We start from the raw sequence: 18769 nt of genomic DNA, 5'->3' as shown, positions 1-18769 counted from the left end.
CCGCTAGCGCGACGTCGGATTTGCCTGGCGCCCGCTGCAGGACTGCGATGAGGTGCGGGCGCATGTGGACGCGAAAAGTAATCAACGTTGTTGGAACATCGGCGCTGGCGTTGACCGGGTGCCTTGCGGGTGTGGCCTTGGCAACACCGGTGACGGTGATTGTCCAGGACGCCGCTGGCGTGCTGGTTGATGCAGTGGTGAGCCTGGAAACCGCACGTCCGGTGCCGGCGACCGGCACCTCGAAAACGGTGTCGATGGATCAGGTGAATTCGCAGTTCGTTCCCGCGGTGCTCGCGGTACGCACGGGTAGCCTGGTGCGCTTCCCAAACAATGATCAAATCCGGCATCAGGTGTATTCGTTTTCGCCTGCCAAGAAGTTCGAGTTGCCGCTGTTCCAGGGCACCACGGCTGCGCCGGTACGCTTCGATCAGGCCGGGCTGGTGACGGTGGGCTGCAACATCCATGACTGGATGCTGGGGTATATCGTGGTGCTGGACACCCCGTATTTCGGCAAGAGCGGCAGCGATGGCCGTGTCCAGATCGATGCGCCCGCGGGCAGCTACACCCTGCGCGTCTGGCATCCGCGCATCAAGGGCGCTGCGCTGTCCGAGCCACTGGTGCTGAGCCGCGATGCGCTGCAGCGCCGTGTCACCGTGCAGACCACCGGCACAGCGCCAGCGGTGGCGCCGCCGGATGATCGCGTGCGCGCGCTGCAGGACAAGTTCCGTCGCGCCGCCGACCCGAAAAAGCCGTCTCCATGAAGGCGATGCGACTGCATACGCGCATCGCCGCGCTGCTGGTGCTGGTGGTGCTCGGCACCCAGGCGTTGACCTTCATTGCCGTGCAGGTGGCCACCGAGCGCAGCGTCAAGGCGCAACTCGGTGAAGAGCTGCTGATTGGCGAGCGAGTATGGCAACGCATCAACCAGCGCCGCGATGAACAACTGCTGCAATCGGCCTCGGTGCTGGCGGACGATTTCGGCTTCCGCGCAGCCGTTGCCAGCGGCGATGTGCCCACGATGCAGTCGGCGTTGCGCAACCACGCCGCGCGCATGGATGCGCAGACGGCGGTGCTGCTGTCGCCTGAAGGCGATTTTCTGACCGGGCTAGCGGATCTGCCGCAGGCCGAACAGCTGCGTGCCGTGCAGGCCTTGCTGCAACAGGCCCAGCACGACGGGCGTGCGGTCGGTGTGGTGGCCTTGGATCAACGCATCGTGCGTCTGGCGGTGGTGCAGGTACTGGCGCCGAGCCGGGTGGGCTGGATTGCGATCGGCAACGAATCCGGCGACAGCCTTGCGCAGGATTTCCGCAGCACCACGGGTCTGGATGCCACCTTTTTCATCGACAGTGCGCCGCCGCGCGTGCTGGCGTCCACGCTGGAACCAGCCGAACGCACGGAATTCGCCCAGCAATTGCGCACCACCGAACACGCGCAGGGCGCTGCAATCCCGCTGACCTTGGCGGACTCGCGTTACCTGGTGAAGTTGCAGTCCATCCAGGGCGATACCCGCGTGCGGGTTGCCTTGCAGGCCTCGTTGGACCGCGCGGTGGCGCCGTACCGCACACTCAAATTACGGATTTTGCTGCTGGCTGGCCTGGCCACCGCCGCCGCACTGGGCGTATCGATTTTTCTCGCGCGCAGCGTCAGTAAGCCGGTGGCGCTGCTGGTGCAGGCAGCACGCCGCATCCAGCGCGGTGATTACCACACCACCGTGCAACTGCCGCCCGGGCGCGAATTGGCGGAGCTGGCCGACAGCTTCGGGCGCATGCAGCAGCAGATCGCCACGCGCGAGCAGCACATCCTGCACCAGGCACGCCACGACGCACTCACTGGCTTGCCCAACCGCATCTGGCTGCTGGAGCAGCTGCAGCAGGTGGTGGATCAGACCGTGGCCTCGGGCGGCACCGCAGCGGTGCTGATCCTGGACCTGGAGCGCTTCAAGGAACTCAACGACAGCCTGGGCCACGACTTCGCAGATCAGGTCTTGGTCGAAGCCGGGCGCAGGCTTGCCGAGGTGGTGCAGGCGCCCAATATCGTCGGGCGCCTTGGCAGCGACGAATTCATGGTGGTGGTGGCGCATGCCGACCCGGCCACCGTGCAGGAAGAAGCCCAACGCCTGCTGCTGCAGTTGCGCAGCCCGCTGGCGTTGCCGCAGGCGCGCATCCAGCTCGAAGCCAGCATCGGCATTGCATTGATTCCCGAACATGGCGCCGACCCGGACACGCTGCTGCGTCGCGCCGACATCGCGCGTGGCCAGGTCGGCGACACTGCCAGTGGCGCCAGCGTGTACCGGCTTGGCCAGGACGAGCAGCATCTGCGCCGGCTGCGTCTCACCGGCGATCTGCGCCAGGCCATCGGTGGCAACGAGCTGACCTTGCGTTTCCAGCCCAAGATCAGCCTGCGTACCGATCAGGTGGAGCAGGTCGAGGTACTCGTGCGCTGGCATCACCCGGTGCTGGGGCCGATCGGTCCGGACGAATTCATTCCGTTGGCCGAGCATTCCGGCGTCATCCATCCGCTCACCCGCTTCGTGCTTGACGAGGCGTTGCACTGCCAATCGCAATGGCGAGCGCAAGGGCTTGAACTGGGCATGGCGATCAACCTGTCGGCCCTGGATCTGTCCGACCCCGGCCTGCCGGACTTCGTGCGCGGCTGCCTGCAGCGGCATGCGGTGCCGGCCACCTCGGTCACGCTGGAACTGACCGAAAGCGCATTGATGCGCGATGTCGAATTTGCGCTGCATATGTTGCATCAACTCCGCAATGTGGGCGTGCGGCTATCGGTCGACGACTTCGGCACCGGCTATTCCTCGCTGGCCCAGCTCAAGCGCATGCCGGTGAACGAATTGAAGATCGACAAGAGCTTTGTCATGCAGCTGGCCGAAGGCACCGACGATGCCTTCATCGTGCGCAGCACGATCGATCTGGGGCACAACCTCGGCCTGAGCGTGATTGCCGAGGGCGTGGAAAACGACACTGCGCTGGCGCTGCTGCGCGGCTACGGCTGCGACATGGTGCAGGGCTATCTGTATTCGCCGCCACTGGAAGAAAAGCCGCTGCTGGCATGGTGCATGCGCCAGCTCGGTCGCTCGCCCGCGGCGCAGGCGGGAGGTCAACGATGAAGCGTTCTCCACGCACGGCAGTCGCTGCGACGCTACTCGCCGCAATGGCCCTGAGCCCACTGCTGTGCATGGCGGGCGAGGGCCGGTTGCTGGCCACCGGCGGCGTCTCGATGCTCGAAGGCAGCAGTGGCGGTGGCATCGTGCCCTGGGCCACGTTGTCGGGGTACGGCACGCGTGATGAACTCGGCATCGTGGCGTTCGCCACCCACGTCGATAGCGGCGATTACCGTCTGGATGTGCAGGGCGCCGCATTGACCGTTGGCAATCGGCTCGAGCTTTCGGTGTCGCGCCAGCGTCTGGACCTGGGCACCTTGCAGGACCGGCTGGGGTTGCCGTGGAATGCGCTTGGCCAGGATGTATTCGGCGCGAAAGTGCGACTGCATGGTGACCTGGTCTACGGGCGCGCGCCGCAGCTGAGTCTGGGTGTGCAGTACAAGCGGCTGCGCGACGGCACCTTGCCGCTGGCGATCGGTGCACGCGACGACCACGGCACCGATGTCTATCTCAGCGCCACGCGGCTATTGCTGCAAGGCGTTGGCGGCTACCAGTTGCTGCTCAACGGTACCGTGCGCGCTACCCGTGCCAATCAAACCGGGTTGCTGGGCTTCGGCGGCGACCGTCGCAACAGCTATCGGCTGGTCGGTGAAGTCAGCGCTGGCGTGGTGCTGAGCCCGTCGTGGGTGGTGGGGCTGGAATATCGCGACAAGCCGAACAATCTCGGTTTCGCCCGCGAGCAAGCCTGGGCCGACGGCTTCGTCGCCTGGTTCCCGACCAAGCACGTGTCGCTGACCGCCGCCTGGGCCGATCTGGGCGAGGTTGCCACCTTGAAGCGTCAGCGCGGACCGTATCTTTCCCTGCAGGTGGCGTTGTGATGACCCGATGGCTGCGCTATTCGCTGCTGTGCGTGCTGATGTTGAGCGGCTGTGCCACCACGCAACCGCGGCAGACGCTGTACGAAGAATTGGGCGGTCAGCCCGGCATCGAGGCCCTGGTGGAAACCATGCTTTCGCGCATCGCCGACGACCCGCGCATCGTCGAGCACTTTGCACGCGTCAATATCGTCATGCTCAACGAGCGGCTGGTGCAGAAGTTCTGCCATGTCGCCGATGGCCCGTGCCCGGACACTGCCAAGTCCATGGCACAGGCGCACCAGCATATGGCCATCCGCGAGGGCGACTTCAATGCCCTGGTCGAAGATCTCAACTGGGCAATGGATCAGCGCAACATTCCGCGCCGAACCCAGAATCGCCTGCTCACACGGCTGGCCGCGATGCATGGCGAAATCGTCAATCACTGACACTAACGCTGCGCACGTTGCAGTACGCAGAGCATGTGTTCAACCAGGGGCGTGATAGGTCTGTCCGCATCCGCTTGCAGCAGGCGCCATGCGCACGGACGCCTCACTCCAAAGGACGCACCCGGTGCGAGCCACGTGCCATCAGCCGCAGCAGCAGCGCGTGCGGCAACACGTGCAGCGCAAGGTTCACCAGGTGGTAGCGCCACCCCGGTATCGCCAGCACCTGCCCGCGTTCCAGCGCGGCGATGCCGTACGCCGCCACGGCATCGGCCTGCAGCCACGCCCAGCCGGGCAGGGTGGACATCGCCGCGCGGGTGCCGGTGACATCGTGGAATTCCGACCAGGCAAAGCCCGGGCAGAGCGCGCACACCTTCACCGCGCAATCGGCGTTCTCCAGCGCCAGCGATTCGCTGAAGCGCAGCATGAAACTCTTGGCGGCCGCATACAGCGTCTGGCCATCGGCGCTGGGCGTCAGTGCGGCGAACGAGGCGACGTTGAGGATCCGGCCCTGGCCACTGGCGCGGATCATCGGCAACAGCCGCCAGGTCAGTTCGCACACCGCCGTCACCATCACCTGCAGAAACCGCGCATGCGTCTGCCAGTCGTTCTGCAGATACCGCCCTGGCACGCCGTAGCCGGCGTTGTTGACCAGGGTGCCCACGGTCCAGCCTTGGCGCTGGATTTCGGCGACCAGCCGGGCAGGGGCGGCCGGGTCGCCCAGATCCTCCGGCAGGATTTCCACCCGCACCTGCGCGCCCAATTCCGCCGCCAGCGCCTCCAGCCGGTCCACCCGCCGCGCCGTCAGGATCAGTGGCATCCCGCGCGCTGCGTAGGCACGGGCAATCTCGCGACCGATCCCGCTGGAAGCGCCGGTGATCAGGGCGAAGACAGGCGAAACGGACATGGCAGGTTCCTGGTTGGGGCGAAATGGGACACGCATCGGACACAAGTCTGCCGGGTACCGACAGGCCATGGGCTATTCTCACGCCTGTCTTCAACTCAGGAACCTGCACCTGATGCGTCGAAAGATCGTTGCTGGAAATTGGAAGCTGCATGGCACGCGTGCCTTCGCCACCGAACTGGTGGCGCAGGTGGCCGCGCACATGCCCCTGGCGGGTGTCGATGTCGTCATCCTGCCGCCCTTGCCGTATCTCGGTGATCTGATCGAGGACTTCGAGGCCCACCACCTGGCATTCGGTGCACAGGACGTCAGTAGCAACGAGAAGGGCGCCTACACCGGTGAAGTGTCCGCCTCGATGCTGGTGGATGTCGGTGCCGAATACGGCCTGGTCGGGCATTCGGAGCGCCGTCAGTATCACCAGGAAAGCAGCGAGCTGGTCGCGCGCAAGTTTGCCGCCGCCATGCATGCCGGGCTGATCCCGGTGCTGTGCGTTGGCGAATCGCTGGAACAGCGCGAGGCAGGTCAGACTGAGGCAATCCTACGTGCCCAGTTGGAGCCGGTCCTGAGCCTGGTTGGCAGCACCGGATTCGCCCGCGCCGTAGTGGCCTACGAGCCGATCTGGGCCATCGGGACCGGGCGCACCGCCACGCCGGACCAGGCCCAGGCCGTGCACGCCTTCATTCGTGGCGAAGTCGCGAAGGCGGATGCTAGAATTGCCGATTCACTGCCCATCCTGTACGGGGGGAGTGTCAAGCCCGACAACGCCAGCGAGCTGTTTTCCCAGCCCGACGTCGACGGTGGGCTGGTCGGCGGCGCATCACTGGTTGCCGAAGACTTCCTGGCCATCGCGCGTGCGGCGGCCGCTTGTTAACCCATTAAGTTTTGTCCGGGGACGGATTTCGAAATGCTGATGTTGATCCTCAATGTGGTCTACGTGCTGGTCGCGCTGGCGATGATTGCGCTGATCCTGATGCAGCGTGGCGCCGGTGCGGCGGCGGGCTCGGGCTTCGGCGCGGGCGCGTCGGGCACGGTGTTCGGCTCGCAGGGTGCGTCGAACTTCCTGTCCAAGTCGACCAAGTGGCTGGCGGTGGTGTTCTTCAGCATCAGCCTGTTCATGGCCTGGTACGCCACCCATGGCGCCCGTCCCACCGACCAGAACCTGGGCGTGATGTCGCAGTCGGCCACGCCGGCTCCGGCCGCCGCGGGTGAGTTGACCCAGCCGTTGCCGCAGGCGCCTGCCGCTGGCGCAGTGCCCACCGCTCCCTCGCAGCCGTTGCCTGCTGCGGCCGAGCCGGCCACTGCACCTGCCGCAACACCTGTGCAGTCCGCACCGACGCAGCCGGCGCCTGCCGCACGCGAAGAAAAGACGCCGGAACCAGCACAAAAAGACTGAAGGCGGTTACAATACGCTGCGCACTGGGATGCCCAGCGGCGCAACGTATGCCCAGGTGGCGGAATTGGTAGACGCACTACCTTGAGGTGGTAGCGACTTAGGTCGTAGGGGTTCGAGTCCCCTCTTGGGCACCATTGTTTGGCTGCAGTTCCTGCGCATCGCGGCAATGCCGGCGCGGGGTCTGCCTATACCCCATGCCGGCACGCGGCGCGTGCGGGCAGAGGCAAGAGAGAATCGCTGTGCTGGCCGAATATTTGCCGAGTCTGCTGTTTCTGGTTGTCGCCACTGGCATCGGCATCGTGCTGATGTTGATTGGTCGGTTCCTCGCTCCGCGCAGCCCGGACGCGCGCAAGCTTTCGCCGTACGAGTGTGGCTTCGAGGCATTCGAAGACGCGCGCATGAAGTTCGATGTGCGCTACTACCTCATCGCGATCCAGTTCATCGTGTTCGATCTGGAAATCATCTTCATCGTGCCGTGGACACAGGTGTTCATGGAGATCGGCGCACGCTCGCTGGTCACCATGGGCCTGTTCGTCGGCATGTTGTTCCTCGGTTTTATCTACGTGTGGAAGAAGGGAGCGCTGGAATGGGAGTGATTCAGACCCTGGATCGTCTGATGACCAACCCGATGCCGGAAGGCCGGGTCGAAGACATCCTGCGCCCGGAAGGCGAAAACCCGTTGCTCGAAAAGGGCTACGTGACCACCAGCGTCGATGCACTGTTGAACTGGGCGCGTACCGGTTCGATGTGGCCGATGACCTTTGGTCTGGCCTGCTGTGCAGTCGAGATGATGCACGCCGGTGCGGCGCGCCTGGACCTGGACCGCTACGGCGTGGTGTTCCGCCCGTCGCCGCGCCAGTCCGACGTGATGATCGTCGCCGGCACTCTGGTCAACAAGATGGCGCCGGCATTGCGCAAGGTCTACGACCAGATGCCCGACCCGAAGTGGGTCATCTCGATGGGCAGCTGCGCCAACGGCGGCGGCTACTATCACTATTCGTATTCGGTGGTGCGCGGTTGCGATCGCATCGTGCCGGTGGACATCTATGTCCCGGGCTGCCCGCCGACCGCCGAGGCGCTGGTCTACGGCATCTTGCAGCTGCAGAAGAAAATCTGGCGCACCCAGACAATCGCACGCTGACACCCGTCTTCTCCTACCGAGAGCAGCCAAGCCCCCATGGCAGAGCAAGCATCTTCCTTCACTGACCGACTAGCGGCGCGTTTCGCCGGTGCGCAGATCTCCGTGGTCCAGCCGCGCGGCGAAGTGACGCTGGAAGTCGCTGCGGCACAGTGGCACGCCACCTGTCTTGCCTTGCGCGACGAGCTCGGTTTCGAGCAGCTCAGCGACCTGTGTGGCGTCGATTATCTCGGCTACGGCAGCGACGAGTGGGACACCGCCGACGTGTCGTCCCAGGGTTTCAGCCGTGGTGTCGAGGGCAAGGCGCTGGGTCGCTTTGCCTGGGGCGAATTCCCCAGTCAAGAAAGTTCCAACGGTGCCCAACCGCAGCAGCTGCCGACGCAGCGCTTCGCGGTGGTGGCCCAGCTGATTTCCTACCAGCACAACCAGCGTTTGCGCGTGCGGTGCTATGCACCCGACGAGCAGGTGCCGGTGGTGGCGTCGTTGACCGACATCTGGCCCGGTGTGAACTGGTTCGAGCGCGAAGCGTTCGATCTGTTCGGCATCGTGTTCGATGGCCATCCGGACCTGCGCCGCATCCTGACCGACTACGGATTTGTCGGCCATCCGTTCCGCAAGGACTTCCCGCTGATCGGCAACGTCGAAGTGCGTTACGACGACGAGCGCAAGCGCGTGGTGTACGAGCCGGTGACCTCGGTGGAGCCGCGTGTCGGCGTGCCACGCGTGATCCGCGACGACGCGCGTTATGAGACTGCCGCTGGTGAAGTGGGCAAGTCGGAGACTGCCAAGTGAGTGAATACCGCCAGGCAACCGATGCCTTCGCGAGCAATCCTGTGGAAAGCAAGCAGGAAATCCGCAATTACACGATGAACTTCGGCCCGCAGCATCCTGCGGCGCACGGCGTATTGCGCCTGATCCTGGAAATGGACGGCGAAACCGTGGTGCGTGCCGACCCGCATATCGGCCTGCTGCACCGTGGCACCGAGAAGCTGGCCGAGTCCAAACCGTTCAACCAGTCGGTTCCGTACATGGACCGCCTGGATTACGTGTCGATGATGTGCAACGAGCACGCCTACGTGCGTGCCATCGAATCCCTGATGGGGATCGAAGCGCCGGAGCGCGCGCAGTACATCCGCACCATGTTCGACGAGATCACCCGCATCAAGAACCACCTGATGTGGGTGGGTTCCAACGCGCTTGACCTCGGCGCGATGGCGGTGATGCTGTACGCCTTCCGCGAGCGCGAAGAATTGATGGACGTCTACGAGGCAGTCAGTGGCGCGCGCATGCACGCCGCCTATTACCGTCCGGGCGGCGTCTACCGTGATCTGCCTGACCGCATGCCCAAGTACAAGGAATCGCGTTGGCACAAGGGCGGGGCGCTGACCAAGCTCAACGCCGCGCGCGAAGGCTCGATGCTGGACTTCCTCGAGAACTTCACCGACACGTTCCCCTCCCGTGTGGACGAATACGAAACGTTGCTTACCGAGAATCGCATCTGGAAGCAGCGCACCGTGGACGTTGGCATCATCAGCCCGGATCTGGCGCGCGCCTGGGGCATGACCGGTCCGATGCTGCGTGGTTCGGGCATCGAATGGGATCTGCGCAAGAAGCAGCCGTACGCCAAGTACGACGCGGTGGACTTCGACGTGCCGGTCGGCACCAACGGCGACTGCTACGACCGTTACCTGGTGCGCGTGGCCGAGATGCGCGAGTCCAACCGCATCATCAAGCAGTGCGTGAAGTGGCTGAAGGCCAATCCTGGCCCGGTCATGGTCACCAATTTCAAGGTCGCTCCGCCAAGCCGCGAAGGCATGAAGGACGATATGGAAGCGCTGATCCATCACTTCAAGCTGTTCAGCGAAGGCTACTGCGTTCCCGCCGGCGAGACTTATTGCGCCGTTGAAGCCCCCAAGGGCGAGTTCGGCTGCTACTTGATGTCCGATGGCGCCAACAAGCCGTTCCGCGTGCATCTGCGCGCACCGGGCTTTGCGCATCTGTCCTCGATGGACGCGGTGGTGCGCGGGTATTTGCTGGCCGACGTCGTGGCGATGATCGGTACTTACGATTTGGTTTTCGGTGAGGTTGACCGATGAAGGCGACGGGTAATTTCGAAGCGGCGCGCGACGTCGATCCGCAGGTAGTGCTGAGCGACAAGACGCGCGCGCACATCGATCATTGGCTGAGCAAGTTCCCGCCCGACCGCAAGCGTTCGGCCGTGTTGCAGGGTCTGCATGCCGCGCAGGAACAGAACCAGGGTTGGTTGACCGACGAGCTGATCGTGGGCGTGGCCAAGTATCTGGAGCTGCCGCCGGTGTGGGCCTACGAAGTGGCCAGCTTCTACTCGATGTTCGAGACCGAGAAGGTCGGCCGCCACAACGTGGCGTTCTGCACCAACATCAGCTGCTGGCTCAACGGCGCCGAGGATCTGCTGGCGCACGCGGAAAAGAAGCTGGGCTGCAAGTTGGGTCAGTCGACCGCCGATGGGCGCGTCTACCTCAAGCGCGAAGAAGAATGTCTGGCGGCCTGCTCTGCAGCGCCGATGATGGTCATCAACGGCCATTACCACGAGCACCTGACGAAAGAAAAGGTCGACGCGCTGCTGGACGGGCTGGAGTAAGGCATGGCACATCATCACGCACCCTCAGGCCCGGTCGGTCCGGCGCCGCTGCCGCATCAGGTCGTCTACACGACCCTGCACTACGACACCCCGTGGTCGTACGAAAGCTATCTGAAGACCGGTGGCTACGCCGCGCTGCGCAAGATCCTCGAAGAGAAGATCCCGCCGGCCGACGTCATCGAAATGGTGAAGGCATCCAACCTGCGCGGCCGCGGTGGCGCGGGCTTCCCGACCGGTCTGAAGTGGTCCTTCATGCCCAAGGGCACCATGCAGAAGTACATCCTGTGCAACTCGGACGAATCCGAGCCGGGGACCTGCAAGGACCGCGACATCCTGCGTTACAACCCGCATTCGGTGGTGGAGGGCATGGCAATCGCCTGCTACGCCACCGGCTCGACCGTGGGCTACAACTATCTGCGTGGTGAGTTCCACCACGAGCCGTTCGAAAATTTCGAGCTGGCACTGGCTGATGCCTATGCCAACGGCTGGCTGGGCAAGAACATTCTCGGCAGCGGCGTGGATATCGATATCTACGGTGCGCTGGGCGCTGGCGCGTACATCTGCGGCGAAGAAACCGCGCTGATGGAATCGCTGGAAGGCAAGAAGGGCCAGCCGCGCTACAAGCCGCCGTTCCCGGCGAACTTCGGCCTGTACGGCAAGCCCACCACCATCAACAACACCGAGACCTACGCGTCGGTGCCGGCGATCATTCGCAACGGCCCGGAGTGGTTCCTGGGGTTGAGCAAGACCAAGAACGGCGGCCCGAAGATCTTCTCGGTGTCTGGCTGCGTGCAGAAGGGCGGCAATTTCGAAGTGCCGCTCGGCACCACCTTCGACGAACTGCTGGAAATGGCCGGTGGCCTGCGTCCGGGCCGCAAGCTCAAGGGCGTGGTGCCTGGCGGCGTGTCGATGCCGGTGCTGAAGGCCGACCAGGTCGCTGGCCTGCAGATGGATTACGACACCCTGCGCGCGCTCGGCACCGGTCTGGGATCGGGCGCGATCGTGGTGCTGGATGACAGCGTGTGCTGCGTGCGGTTTGCCTGCCGCATCTCGCAGTTCTTCCACAAGGAATCCTGCGGCCAGTGCACCCCGTGCCGCGAAGGCACCGGCTGGATGCACCGCGTGCTGGAGCGCATCGTCGCCGGCAAGGCCACGATGGAAGACCTCCACCAGCTGCGCACCGTGGCCGGCCAGATCGAAGGTCACACCATCTGCGCGTTCGGCGAAGCGGCGGCATGGCCGATTCAGGGCTTCCTGCGCCAGTTCTGGGACGAGTTCGAGTACTACATCGTCAACGGTCGTTCGATCGTCGACACGCATGTCGGAGTGGCCGCATGAGCGCCCAACCAGTGAACCCGAACGTGCCACCGGACCATGTCACCGTCGAGATCGACGGCCAGTCGCTGGTGGTGCCGAAGGGCTCGATGATCATCCAGGCCGCCGACAAGGCCGGCATCCCGATCCCGCGCTTCTGTTACCACGAGAAGCTGCCGATCGCGGCCAACTGCCGCATGTGCCTGGTCGACGTTGAAAAGTCGCCCAAGCCGTCGCCTGCCTGCGCCACGCCGGTGATGGACGGCATGAAGGTCACCACGCGCAGCGAAAAAGCGCTGAAGTACCAGCGCAGCGTGATGGAATTCCTGCTGATCAACCACCCGCTGGACTGCCCGATCTGCGATCAGGGCGGCGAGTGCGAATTGCAGGACGTCTCGCTTGGCTACGGCCGTTCGGTGAGCCGCTTCAATGAGCGCAAGCGGGTGGTGCCGGACGAAGACATCGGCCCGCTGGTGGCGACCGAGATGACCCGCTGCATCCAGTGCACGCGCTGCGTGCGCTTCACCGCTGATATCGCCGGAACCTACGAGTTGGGCGGCATGTATCGCGGTGAGAACCTGCAGATCGGCACCTACGACGGCAAGCCGCTGACCACTGAAATTTCCGGCAACGTCATCGACGTTTGCCCGGTGGGCGCGCTGACCAACAAAGTGTTCCAGTTCCGTGCGCGTCCGTGGGAACTGATGGCACGCGAGTCGCTCGGCTATCACGATGCGATGGGCTCCAACCTGTTCCTGCACGTGCGTCGCGGCGAAGTGCTGCGCACCGTGCCGCGCGAGAACGAGGCCGTCAACGAGTGCTGGCTGTCCGATCGTGACCGTTATTCGCATCAGGGTCTGTATGCCGAAGACCGTGCGGTGAAGCCGCTCAAGAAGGTCAATGGTGAATGGACTGAAGTGAGCTGGGCCGAAGGCCTGGCCGCTGCGACGCAGATCCTGCGCGACAACGCCGGTGATCAGCTCGGCGTGCTCGTGCACCCGGCCACCTCGAACGAAGAAGGCGCCTTGCTGGCGCGTCTGGCTGAGGGCCTGGGCAGCGGCAACCTGGATCACCGCCTGCTCAACCGCGATTTCTCCGACGCCGCTGTTGCCGAAGCCTTTGCCACGCCGCTGGCCGAGATCGAAGAGGCCGATGTCGTGGTGCTGTTCGGCACCAACGTGCGCCATGAGCTGCCGCTGCTGCATGCCCGCCTGCGCAAGGCGAGCATCCAGAACCGCACCCAGATCCATTCGGTCAATCCGGTCGATTTCGATTTCGCCTTCACCCAGGCCAGCCGGACGGTGGTCTCGCCATCGCAGCTGGCTGGTGCGCTGGACGACGCCACGCTGCGTGATGCGGTCAAGGGCGCAAGCCGCGCCGTGATCGTGGTCGGCGCATTGGCAGAAAATCATCCGCAGGCGGCCACGCTGCGTGCAGCGGCACGTGCCTTTGCTGCGGCAACCGGTGCGTCGCTGTGCCGGATCCCGCAGGGCGCCAATGCGCTCGGCCTGGTCTCGCAGGGTGTGTTGCCGACTGCGCGGACAGTCGCCGGCATGTTTGCCGAGCCGCGTCAGGCGTATGTGGTGTACGGCATCGAACCCGGTCTGGATTTTGCCGATGCGGCCGCTGCGCGCAGCGCGCTGGCCGGCGCGAAAGTCGTGGCTTTCAGCCAGTTCGCCTGTGCATCCACACGCGACGTGGCCGATGTGATTTTGCCGATCGGCGCCTTGCCGGAAATCGATGCGTCGCTGACCAATCTCGATGGCCGCGTGCAGACCGCACGTGCTGCGGGTCGGTTGCCGGTCGAGGCGCGTGAGGGCTGGCGCGTGCTGCGCGCACTGGGTGGTGAGCTGGGTCTGGCTGGGTTCGAGTTCATCGACCTGGTGGGTCTGCGCGCCGGCATGCAGCAGCGCAGCGTGACTGCAGCGACGTCGGCGCAGCCGGCTGCTGCGAGCGAAGGTCTGGAAGTTGCCGCAACTGCCGCGATCTACCGCACCGATGCGGTGGTACGCCGCGCTGCCGCACTGCAGTCGCACCCGCTCAACATCGCCCCGTGTGTGGCGATGCATCCGGAGCAGGCCGCGCAGCTGCAGGTCGCTGCCGGGCAAGTCGTCAAGGTTGGCACCGACGCGGGCAGGGCAGCCTTGCCGGTGGTGCTGGACAAGCGTGTCGCACCGGGCACGGTGTGGATCGAATCCGGCCATGGCGCAACCGCGCCGTTGGGTGCCGGTCGGGTAACGGTGGTGGCTGCATGAACGAGTTGCTGTTGAACGTGGTCGACCCCCTGCACCAGTGGTTCCTCGGACTGGGCGATGGCGGCGTGTTGCTGTGGACTGTGCTGAAGATCCTGCTGATCGCCGTGCCGGTGATCGTGACGGTCGCCTTCTACGTGGTCTGGGAGCGCAAGCTGATCGGCTGGATGCACGTGCGCCACGGGCCGATGTACGTGGGCATGGGCATTTTCCAGGCCTTCGCCGACGTCTTCAAATTGCTGTTCAAGGAAATCCTGCAGCCCAGCAGCTCGCACAAGGCGATGTTCATCATCGCGCCGCTGCTCACCCTGGCGCCGGCGTTTGCGGCCTGGTCGGTGGTGCCGTTCGATGCGAAGCTGGTGTTGTCCAATGCCAACGTAGGTCTGCTGTATTTGCTGGCGATGACCTCGCTGGGCGTCTACGGCATCATCCTGGCTGGCTGGGCGTCCAACTCCAAGTATGCGTTCCTGGGTGCGATGCGCTCAGCCGCGCAGGTGGTCAGCTACGAAATTGCGATGGGCTTTGCACTGGTCGGCGTGATGATCGCCTCGGGCAGCGTCAACCTCAGCCAGATCGTGTTTGCGCAGGCGGGTAGCTCAGGCTTCTTCGACTGGTTCCTGATTCCGCTGTTCCCGTTGTTCATCGTGTACTGGGTCTCGGGCGTCGCCGAAACCAACCGCGCGCCGTTCGACGTGGTGGAAGGCGAATCTGAAATCGTCGCCGGTCACATGGTGGAGTACTCGGGCGGCGCGTTCGCGCTGTTCTTCCTGGCCGAATACGCCAACATGATCCTGGTCAGCTTCCTGATCTCGATCTTCTTCCTCGGTGGCTGGCTGAGCCCGATCCAGGGCTGGGTCGCGGCAGATATCTCGCCGTGGGTCAATTGGCTGTGGACCGGTGGCTGGCCGTGGCTGCTGATGAAGGTGTTCTTCTTTGCGAGTGCTTACATCTGGTTCCGCGCAAGCTTCCCGCGTTACCGCTACGACCAGATCATGCGTCTGGGCTGGAAGGTGTTCATTCCGCTCACGATCGTGTGGATCGCGGTGACGGCATTGATGGTGTTCTACGGCGTGATCCAGAAGGGCGTGTAATTGATGAACAAGATCACCCATTACTTCAAGAGCCTGCTGCTGCTCGAACTGCTCGGAGGGCTGTGGCTGACGTTGAAATACACGTTCAAGCCCAAGTACACCGTGCTGTATCCGATGGAGAAGTTCCCGCAGTCGCCGCGCTTCCGTGGTTTGCACGCGCTGCGTCGCTACCCCAATGGCGAAGAGCGCTGCATTGCCTGCAAGCTGTGCGAAGCGGTTTGCCCGGCACTAGCGATCACCATCGACTCGGCCAAGCGCGAGGACGGCACCCGTCGCACCACGCGCTACGACATCGACCTGTTCAAGTGCATCTTCTGCGGCTTCTGCGAAGAAAGCTGCCCGGTGGACTCGATCGTCGAAACGCACATCCTCGAGTACCACTTCGAGAAGCGTGGCGAGAATATTGTCAACAAGCCGCAGCTGCTGGCGATCGGAGACCGGCTTGAAGCCGAGATCGCCGAGCGTCGCGCTGCCGATGCCGCCTTCCGTTGAGGTCATGATGGACTGGGTCACTATTGCTTTCTACGCCTTCTCCGCCGTCGCGGTCGTCTCCGCCGGTGCGGTGATCAGCGTGCGCAACCCGGTGTATGCCGTGTTGTGCCTGATCCTCACCTTCTTCTCGATGGCCTGCATCTGGCTGCTGGTGGGCGCCGAGTTCCTGGGCGTAACCCTGGTGCTGGTCTACGTCGGCGCGGTGATGGTGCTGTTCCTGTTCGTGGTGATGATGCTGGACATCGACACTAGCCGGTTGCGCGAAGGCTGGGTCAAGTACATGCCGGTCGGCGTCATTGTGGCGGTTGCCATGCTGGCCCAGATGGTCACGCTGATCGGGGTCAAGGGACGCTTGGCAACCCCGTTCCCGGTCGACAACGCTGCCGCGCAAGCCGCCGATACGTCCAACCTGACCTGGCTGGCAAAGAGCCTGTACACCGAGTTCCTGCTGCCGTTCGAGTTCGCCGCGGTGATCCTGACTGTTGCCGTGGTGGCGGCGGTGATGCTGACCTTGCGCAAGCGCACCGGCATCAAGATGCAGAACGCAAGCGAGCAGTCGCGGGTGCGGTCCACCGACCGTCTGCGCATGGTCAAAATGGCGGTTGAAAAGCCGGTACAGGTTGCGCCGACCCTGGATGCGACCGACGGACAGGAGGCGAAGTCTTGATTACCTTGGGCCACCTGCTGGGCTTGGGCGCGGTGCTGTTCTGCATCTCGCTGGCCGGCATCTTCCTCAATCGCAAGAACGTCATCGTGCTGTTGATGTCGATCGAGCTGATGCTGTTGTCGGTCAACGTCAACTTCATCGCTTTCTCGCGCGAGCTCGGCGATACCGCAGGTCAGTTGTTCGTGTTCTTCATCCTGACCGTTGCCGCCGCGGAGGCCGCCATCGGCCTTGCGATCCTGGTGACACTGTTCCGTACGCGCCGCACGATCAATGTGGCCGAAGTCGATACGTTGAAGGGCTGACCTGTAGATGGAAATCACTCTCTCCAAGAGTCTGCTGATCGCAGTGGTGCTTGCACCGCTGGTCGGCAGCATCATCGCCGGCCTCTTCGGTCGCCAGGTAGGGCGCAAGGGCGCGCAGTACGTCACCATCCTCGGTGTGGCGGTCAGCTGCGTGTTGTCCTGCCTGACGCTGTACCAATTGGTGGAGCAGGGCGCCAGCCCGTTCAACCAGAATCTGTACACCTTCTTCGACGTCGGTAACTACTCGGCGCATGTCGGCTTCATGGTCGACCGCCTGACCGCGATGATGATGGTGGTGGTGACCTTCGTGTCACTGCTGGTGCACATCTACACCATCGGCTACATGGAAGAAGATCCGGGTTACCAACGCTTCTTCAGCTACATCTCGTTGTTCACCTTCTCCATGCTGACGCTGGTGATGAGCAACAACTTCCTGCAGCTGTTCTTCGGTTGGGAAGCGGTGGGCCTGGTGTCCTACCTGTTGATCGGCTTCTGGTTCAAGCGCCCGACCGCAGTGTTCGCCAACATGAAGGCGTTCCTGGTCAATCGCGTGGGCGACTTCGGTTTCATCCTCGGTATTGCCGGGGTGCTGCTGTGGTTCGGCTCGCTCGACTACTCCACCGTGTTTGCCAACGCGACCACCATGGCTGGTGCCAAGGTGCAGCTGTTCGCCGGCCACGAGTGGAGCGTGATGACGCTGATCTGCATCTGCCTGTTCATTGGTGCGATGGGCAAGTCGGCGCAGGTGCCGCTGCATGTGTGGCTGCCGGACTCCATGGAAGGCCCGACCCCGATTTCGGCACTGATCCATGCCGCGACGATGGTGACCGCGGGCATCTTCATGGTGGCGCGCATGTCGCCGCTGTTCGAGCTGTCCGAAACCGCGCTGAACTTCATCCTGTTCATCGGTGCGACTACGGCCTTCTTCACCGGCCTGATCGGCATCGTGCAGAACGACATCAAGCGCGTGGTGGCGTATTCCACGCTGTCGCAGCTGGGCTACATGACCGTCGCGCTAGGCGTCTCTGCCTATTCGGCCGCCGTGTTCCACCTGATGACGCATGCCTTCTTCAAGGCGCTGCTGTTCCTTGCGGCCGGCTCGGTGATCATCGGCATGCACCACGAGCAGGACATGCGCAAGATGGGCGGGCTGCGCAAGTACATGAAGGTGACCTACTGGACCAGCGTGATCGGTACCCTGGCGCTGGTCGGTACGCCGTTCTTCTCGGGTTTCTACTCCAAGGACACCATCATCGAGGCGGCCGCGCACCACGCGCATGAGTCGCACAGCTGGATCGCCACCTACGGCTACTGGGCAGTGCTCGGCGGCGTGCTCGTCACCAGCTTCTACAGCTTCCGCCTGCTGTTTCTGACCTTCCACGGCAAGGAACGCTTCCGCGATGCGCATGCACATGACGTGCACGCCCATCACGACAGCGCCCATACCGATGCCGAGGCGCAGGTGCATGCGTACGACAGCCACGGTCATGATGCACACGATGCGCATGGGCACGACGATCATGGTCATGGCCACCATGGTGCCCACGAGCCGCATGAGTCCAAGTGGGTGGTCACGCTGCCGCTCATCTTGCTGGCGATTCCGTCGGTGGCGATCGGCTTCTTCACCATTGGCCCGATGCTGTTCGGTACCGACTGGCAGGGCCACCACGCGGCGCATGCGATGAAGGGGCAGGCCGTGTCGTTCTTCACCGGCATCGTCGACTTCTACGACCCGGCACGCGATACCGTCGGCGCACTGGCCGAAGAGTTCCATGGTCCGGTGGCGTTCGCGCTGCACGGCATGATGGCGGCACCGTTCTTCCTGACCGTCGCCGGCCTGCTGCTGGCCGCGCTGTTCTATCTCTGGAAGCCAGAGCTGGCCACCAAGTCACGCAAGGCGTTTGCGCCGATCGTGTGGCTGCTCGAAAACAAGTACGGCTTTGACAAGCTGTGGATCAATGGCTTCGCCGGTGGTGGCGTGGTCCTTGGAAAGGCTTCCCGCGCAATCGACACCCACGTGGTGGATGGCGTGGCGGTCAATGGTTCTGCCCGACTGATCGACCTGGCTGCACATCTGCTGCGTCGCACGCAATCCGGTTTCCTCTATCACTACGCCTTCGCAATGATCATCGGTTTGATCGCCTTGTTGGCGGTACTGATGCATTTCTGGCGTTGACCTGT

General features: G+C 63.8%; 19 protein-coding genes and 1 tRNA gene. 19 read left to right on the top strand and 1 reads right to left on the bottom strand.

What is annotated here, in order from left to right:
- Positions 1-131 precede the first annotated feature (131 nt).
- The 4 genes from QRM60_RS07515 to QRM60_RS07500 are packed head-to-tail and all read left to right on the top strand — an operon-like array spanning position 132 to position 4418.
- Positions 132-761 carry a methylamine utilization protein gene (locus tag QRM60_RS07515; protein WP_285445922.1) on the top strand — a complete coding sequence of 210 codons (630 nt, stop codon included), beginning with the start codon at positions 132-134 and terminating at the stop codon, positions 759-761.
- Positions 758-3121: a bifunctional diguanylate cyclase/phosphodiesterase gene (locus QRM60_RS07510; RefSeq protein ID WP_285445880.1), complete on the top strand. Its 2364-nt coding sequence runs from the start codon at positions 758-760 to the stop codon at positions 3119-3121. The genes QRM60_RS07515 and QRM60_RS07510 overlap by 4 nt, the downstream gene beginning before the upstream one ends.
- Positions 3118-3993, top strand: coding sequence for a DUF3034 family protein (locus tag QRM60_RS07505; RefSeq protein WP_285445879.1), 876 nt, complete (start codon positions 3118-3120; stop codon positions 3991-3993). The genes QRM60_RS07510 and QRM60_RS07505 overlap by 4 nt, the downstream gene beginning before the upstream one ends.
- The gene (locus tag QRM60_RS07500; protein ID WP_161962732.1) at positions 3993-4418 is read left to right on the top strand and encodes a group 1 truncated hemoglobin; all 426 of its coding nucleotides are present in this window, start codon (positions 3993-3995) and stop codon (positions 4416-4418) included. Before QRM60_RS07505 ends, QRM60_RS07500 begins: the two co-directional genes overlap by 1 nt.
- A 103-nt stretch (positions 4419-4521) precedes the next feature.
- On the opposite strand, the gene QRM60_RS07495 is transcribed toward QRM60_RS07500, so the two are convergent.
- A complete protein-coding gene (locus QRM60_RS07495) occupies positions 4522-5322 on the bottom strand; it encodes an SDR family oxidoreductase (RefSeq protein WP_285445878.1) in 801 nt (266 codons plus the stop codon).
- A gap of 112 nt (positions 5323-5434) precedes the next feature.
- On the opposite strand from QRM60_RS07495, the gene tpiA reads away from it, so the two are divergent.
- From tpiA to nuoL, 15 genes are all read left to right on the top strand, one after another.
- A complete protein-coding gene (gene tpiA / locus QRM60_RS07490) occupies positions 5435-6190 on the top strand; it encodes a triose-phosphate isomerase (RefSeq protein WP_014508214.1) in 756 nt (251 codons plus the stop codon).
- Positions 6191-6223: 33 nt separating this feature from the next.
- Entirely contained in the window at positions 6224-6712 is a 489-nt protein-coding gene (secG, locus tag QRM60_RS07485) for a preprotein translocase subunit SecG (RefSeq protein WP_011037660.1), read from the top strand.
- Positions 6713-6761: 49 nt separating this feature from the next.
- A tRNA-Leu gene (locus tag QRM60_RS07480) sits at positions 6762-6846 on the top strand.
- 105 nt (positions 6847-6951) lie between these two features.
- Entirely contained in the window at positions 6952-7308 is a 357-nt protein-coding gene (locus QRM60_RS07475) for an NADH-quinone oxidoreductase subunit A (protein ID WP_011037659.1), read from the top strand.
- Complete coding sequence (locus QRM60_RS07470) at positions 7299-7853, top strand: NADH-quinone oxidoreductase subunit B (protein WP_016944318.1); 555 nt, start codon at positions 7299-7301, stop codon at positions 7851-7853. Before QRM60_RS07475 ends, QRM60_RS07470 begins: the two co-directional genes overlap by 10 nt.
- A 36-nt stretch (positions 7854-7889) precedes the next feature.
- Positions 7890-8642: an NADH-quinone oxidoreductase subunit C gene (locus tag QRM60_RS07465; RefSeq protein ID WP_011037657.1), complete on the top strand. Its 753-nt coding sequence runs from the start codon at positions 7890-7892 to the stop codon at positions 8640-8642.
- Positions 8639-9946 carry an NADH-quinone oxidoreductase subunit D gene (locus QRM60_RS07460; RefSeq protein ID WP_011037656.1) on the top strand — a complete coding sequence of 436 codons (1308 nt, stop codon included), beginning with the start codon at positions 8639-8641 and terminating at the stop codon, positions 9944-9946. Before QRM60_RS07465 ends, QRM60_RS07460 begins: the two co-directional genes overlap by 4 nt.
- Positions 9943-10470 carry an NADH-quinone oxidoreductase subunit NuoE gene (nuoE, locus tag QRM60_RS07455; protein WP_011037655.1) on the top strand — a complete coding sequence of 176 codons (528 nt, stop codon included), beginning with the start codon at positions 9943-9945 and terminating at the stop codon, positions 10468-10470. Before QRM60_RS07460 ends, nuoE begins: the two co-directional genes overlap by 4 nt.
- Positions 10471-10473: 3 nt before the next feature.
- A complete protein-coding gene (gene nuoF, locus QRM60_RS07450) occupies positions 10474-11808 on the top strand; it encodes an NADH-quinone oxidoreductase subunit NuoF (protein WP_012437962.1) in 1335 nt (444 codons plus the stop codon).
- On the top strand, positions 11805-14039 hold the full coding sequence (nuoG, locus tag QRM60_RS07445; protein WP_285445877.1) for an NADH-quinone oxidoreductase subunit NuoG: 2235 nt from the start codon (positions 11805-11807) through the stop codon (positions 14037-14039). Before nuoF ends, nuoG begins: the two co-directional genes overlap by 4 nt.
- Positions 14036-15127: an NADH-quinone oxidoreductase subunit NuoH gene (gene nuoH / locus QRM60_RS07440; protein WP_115573201.1), complete on the top strand. Its 1092-nt coding sequence runs from the start codon at positions 14036-14038 to the stop codon at positions 15125-15127. Before nuoG ends, nuoH begins: the two co-directional genes overlap by 4 nt.
- A 3-nt stretch (positions 15128-15130) precedes the next feature.
- Positions 15131-15619 (top strand): NADH-quinone oxidoreductase subunit NuoI, encoded by a 489-nt coding sequence (gene nuoI / locus QRM60_RS07435; RefSeq protein WP_014508211.1) that lies wholly within the window; start codon positions 15131-15133, stop codon positions 15617-15619.
- A 4-nt stretch (positions 15620-15623) separates the two neighbouring features.
- Entirely contained in the window at positions 15624-16286 is a 663-nt protein-coding gene (locus QRM60_RS07430; RefSeq protein ID WP_016944316.1) for an NADH-quinone oxidoreductase subunit J, read from the top strand.
- The gene (gene nuoK, locus QRM60_RS07425; protein ID WP_005914274.1) at positions 16283-16588 is read left to right on the top strand and encodes an NADH-quinone oxidoreductase subunit NuoK; all 306 of its coding nucleotides are present in this window, start codon (positions 16283-16285) and stop codon (positions 16586-16588) included. The genes QRM60_RS07430 and nuoK overlap by 4 nt, the downstream gene beginning before the upstream one ends.
- Positions 16589-16595: 7 nt before the next feature.
- Positions 16596-18764: an NADH-quinone oxidoreductase subunit L gene (gene nuoL / locus QRM60_RS07420; RefSeq protein ID WP_115573200.1), complete on the top strand. Its 2169-nt coding sequence runs from the start codon at positions 16596-16598 to the stop codon at positions 18762-18764.
- The last annotated feature ends 5 nt before the right edge of the window (positions 18765-18769 follow it).

The organism is Xanthomonas sp. fls2-241-TYG-148 (genome assembly GCF_030208815.1).
GTDB lineage: Bacteria > Pseudomonadota > Gammaproteobacteria > Xanthomonadales > Xanthomonadaceae > Xanthomonas > Xanthomonas campestris.
Note: the sequence above shows the minus strand (reverse complement) of the source record. Positions and strands in the feature narration are given on the sequence as shown.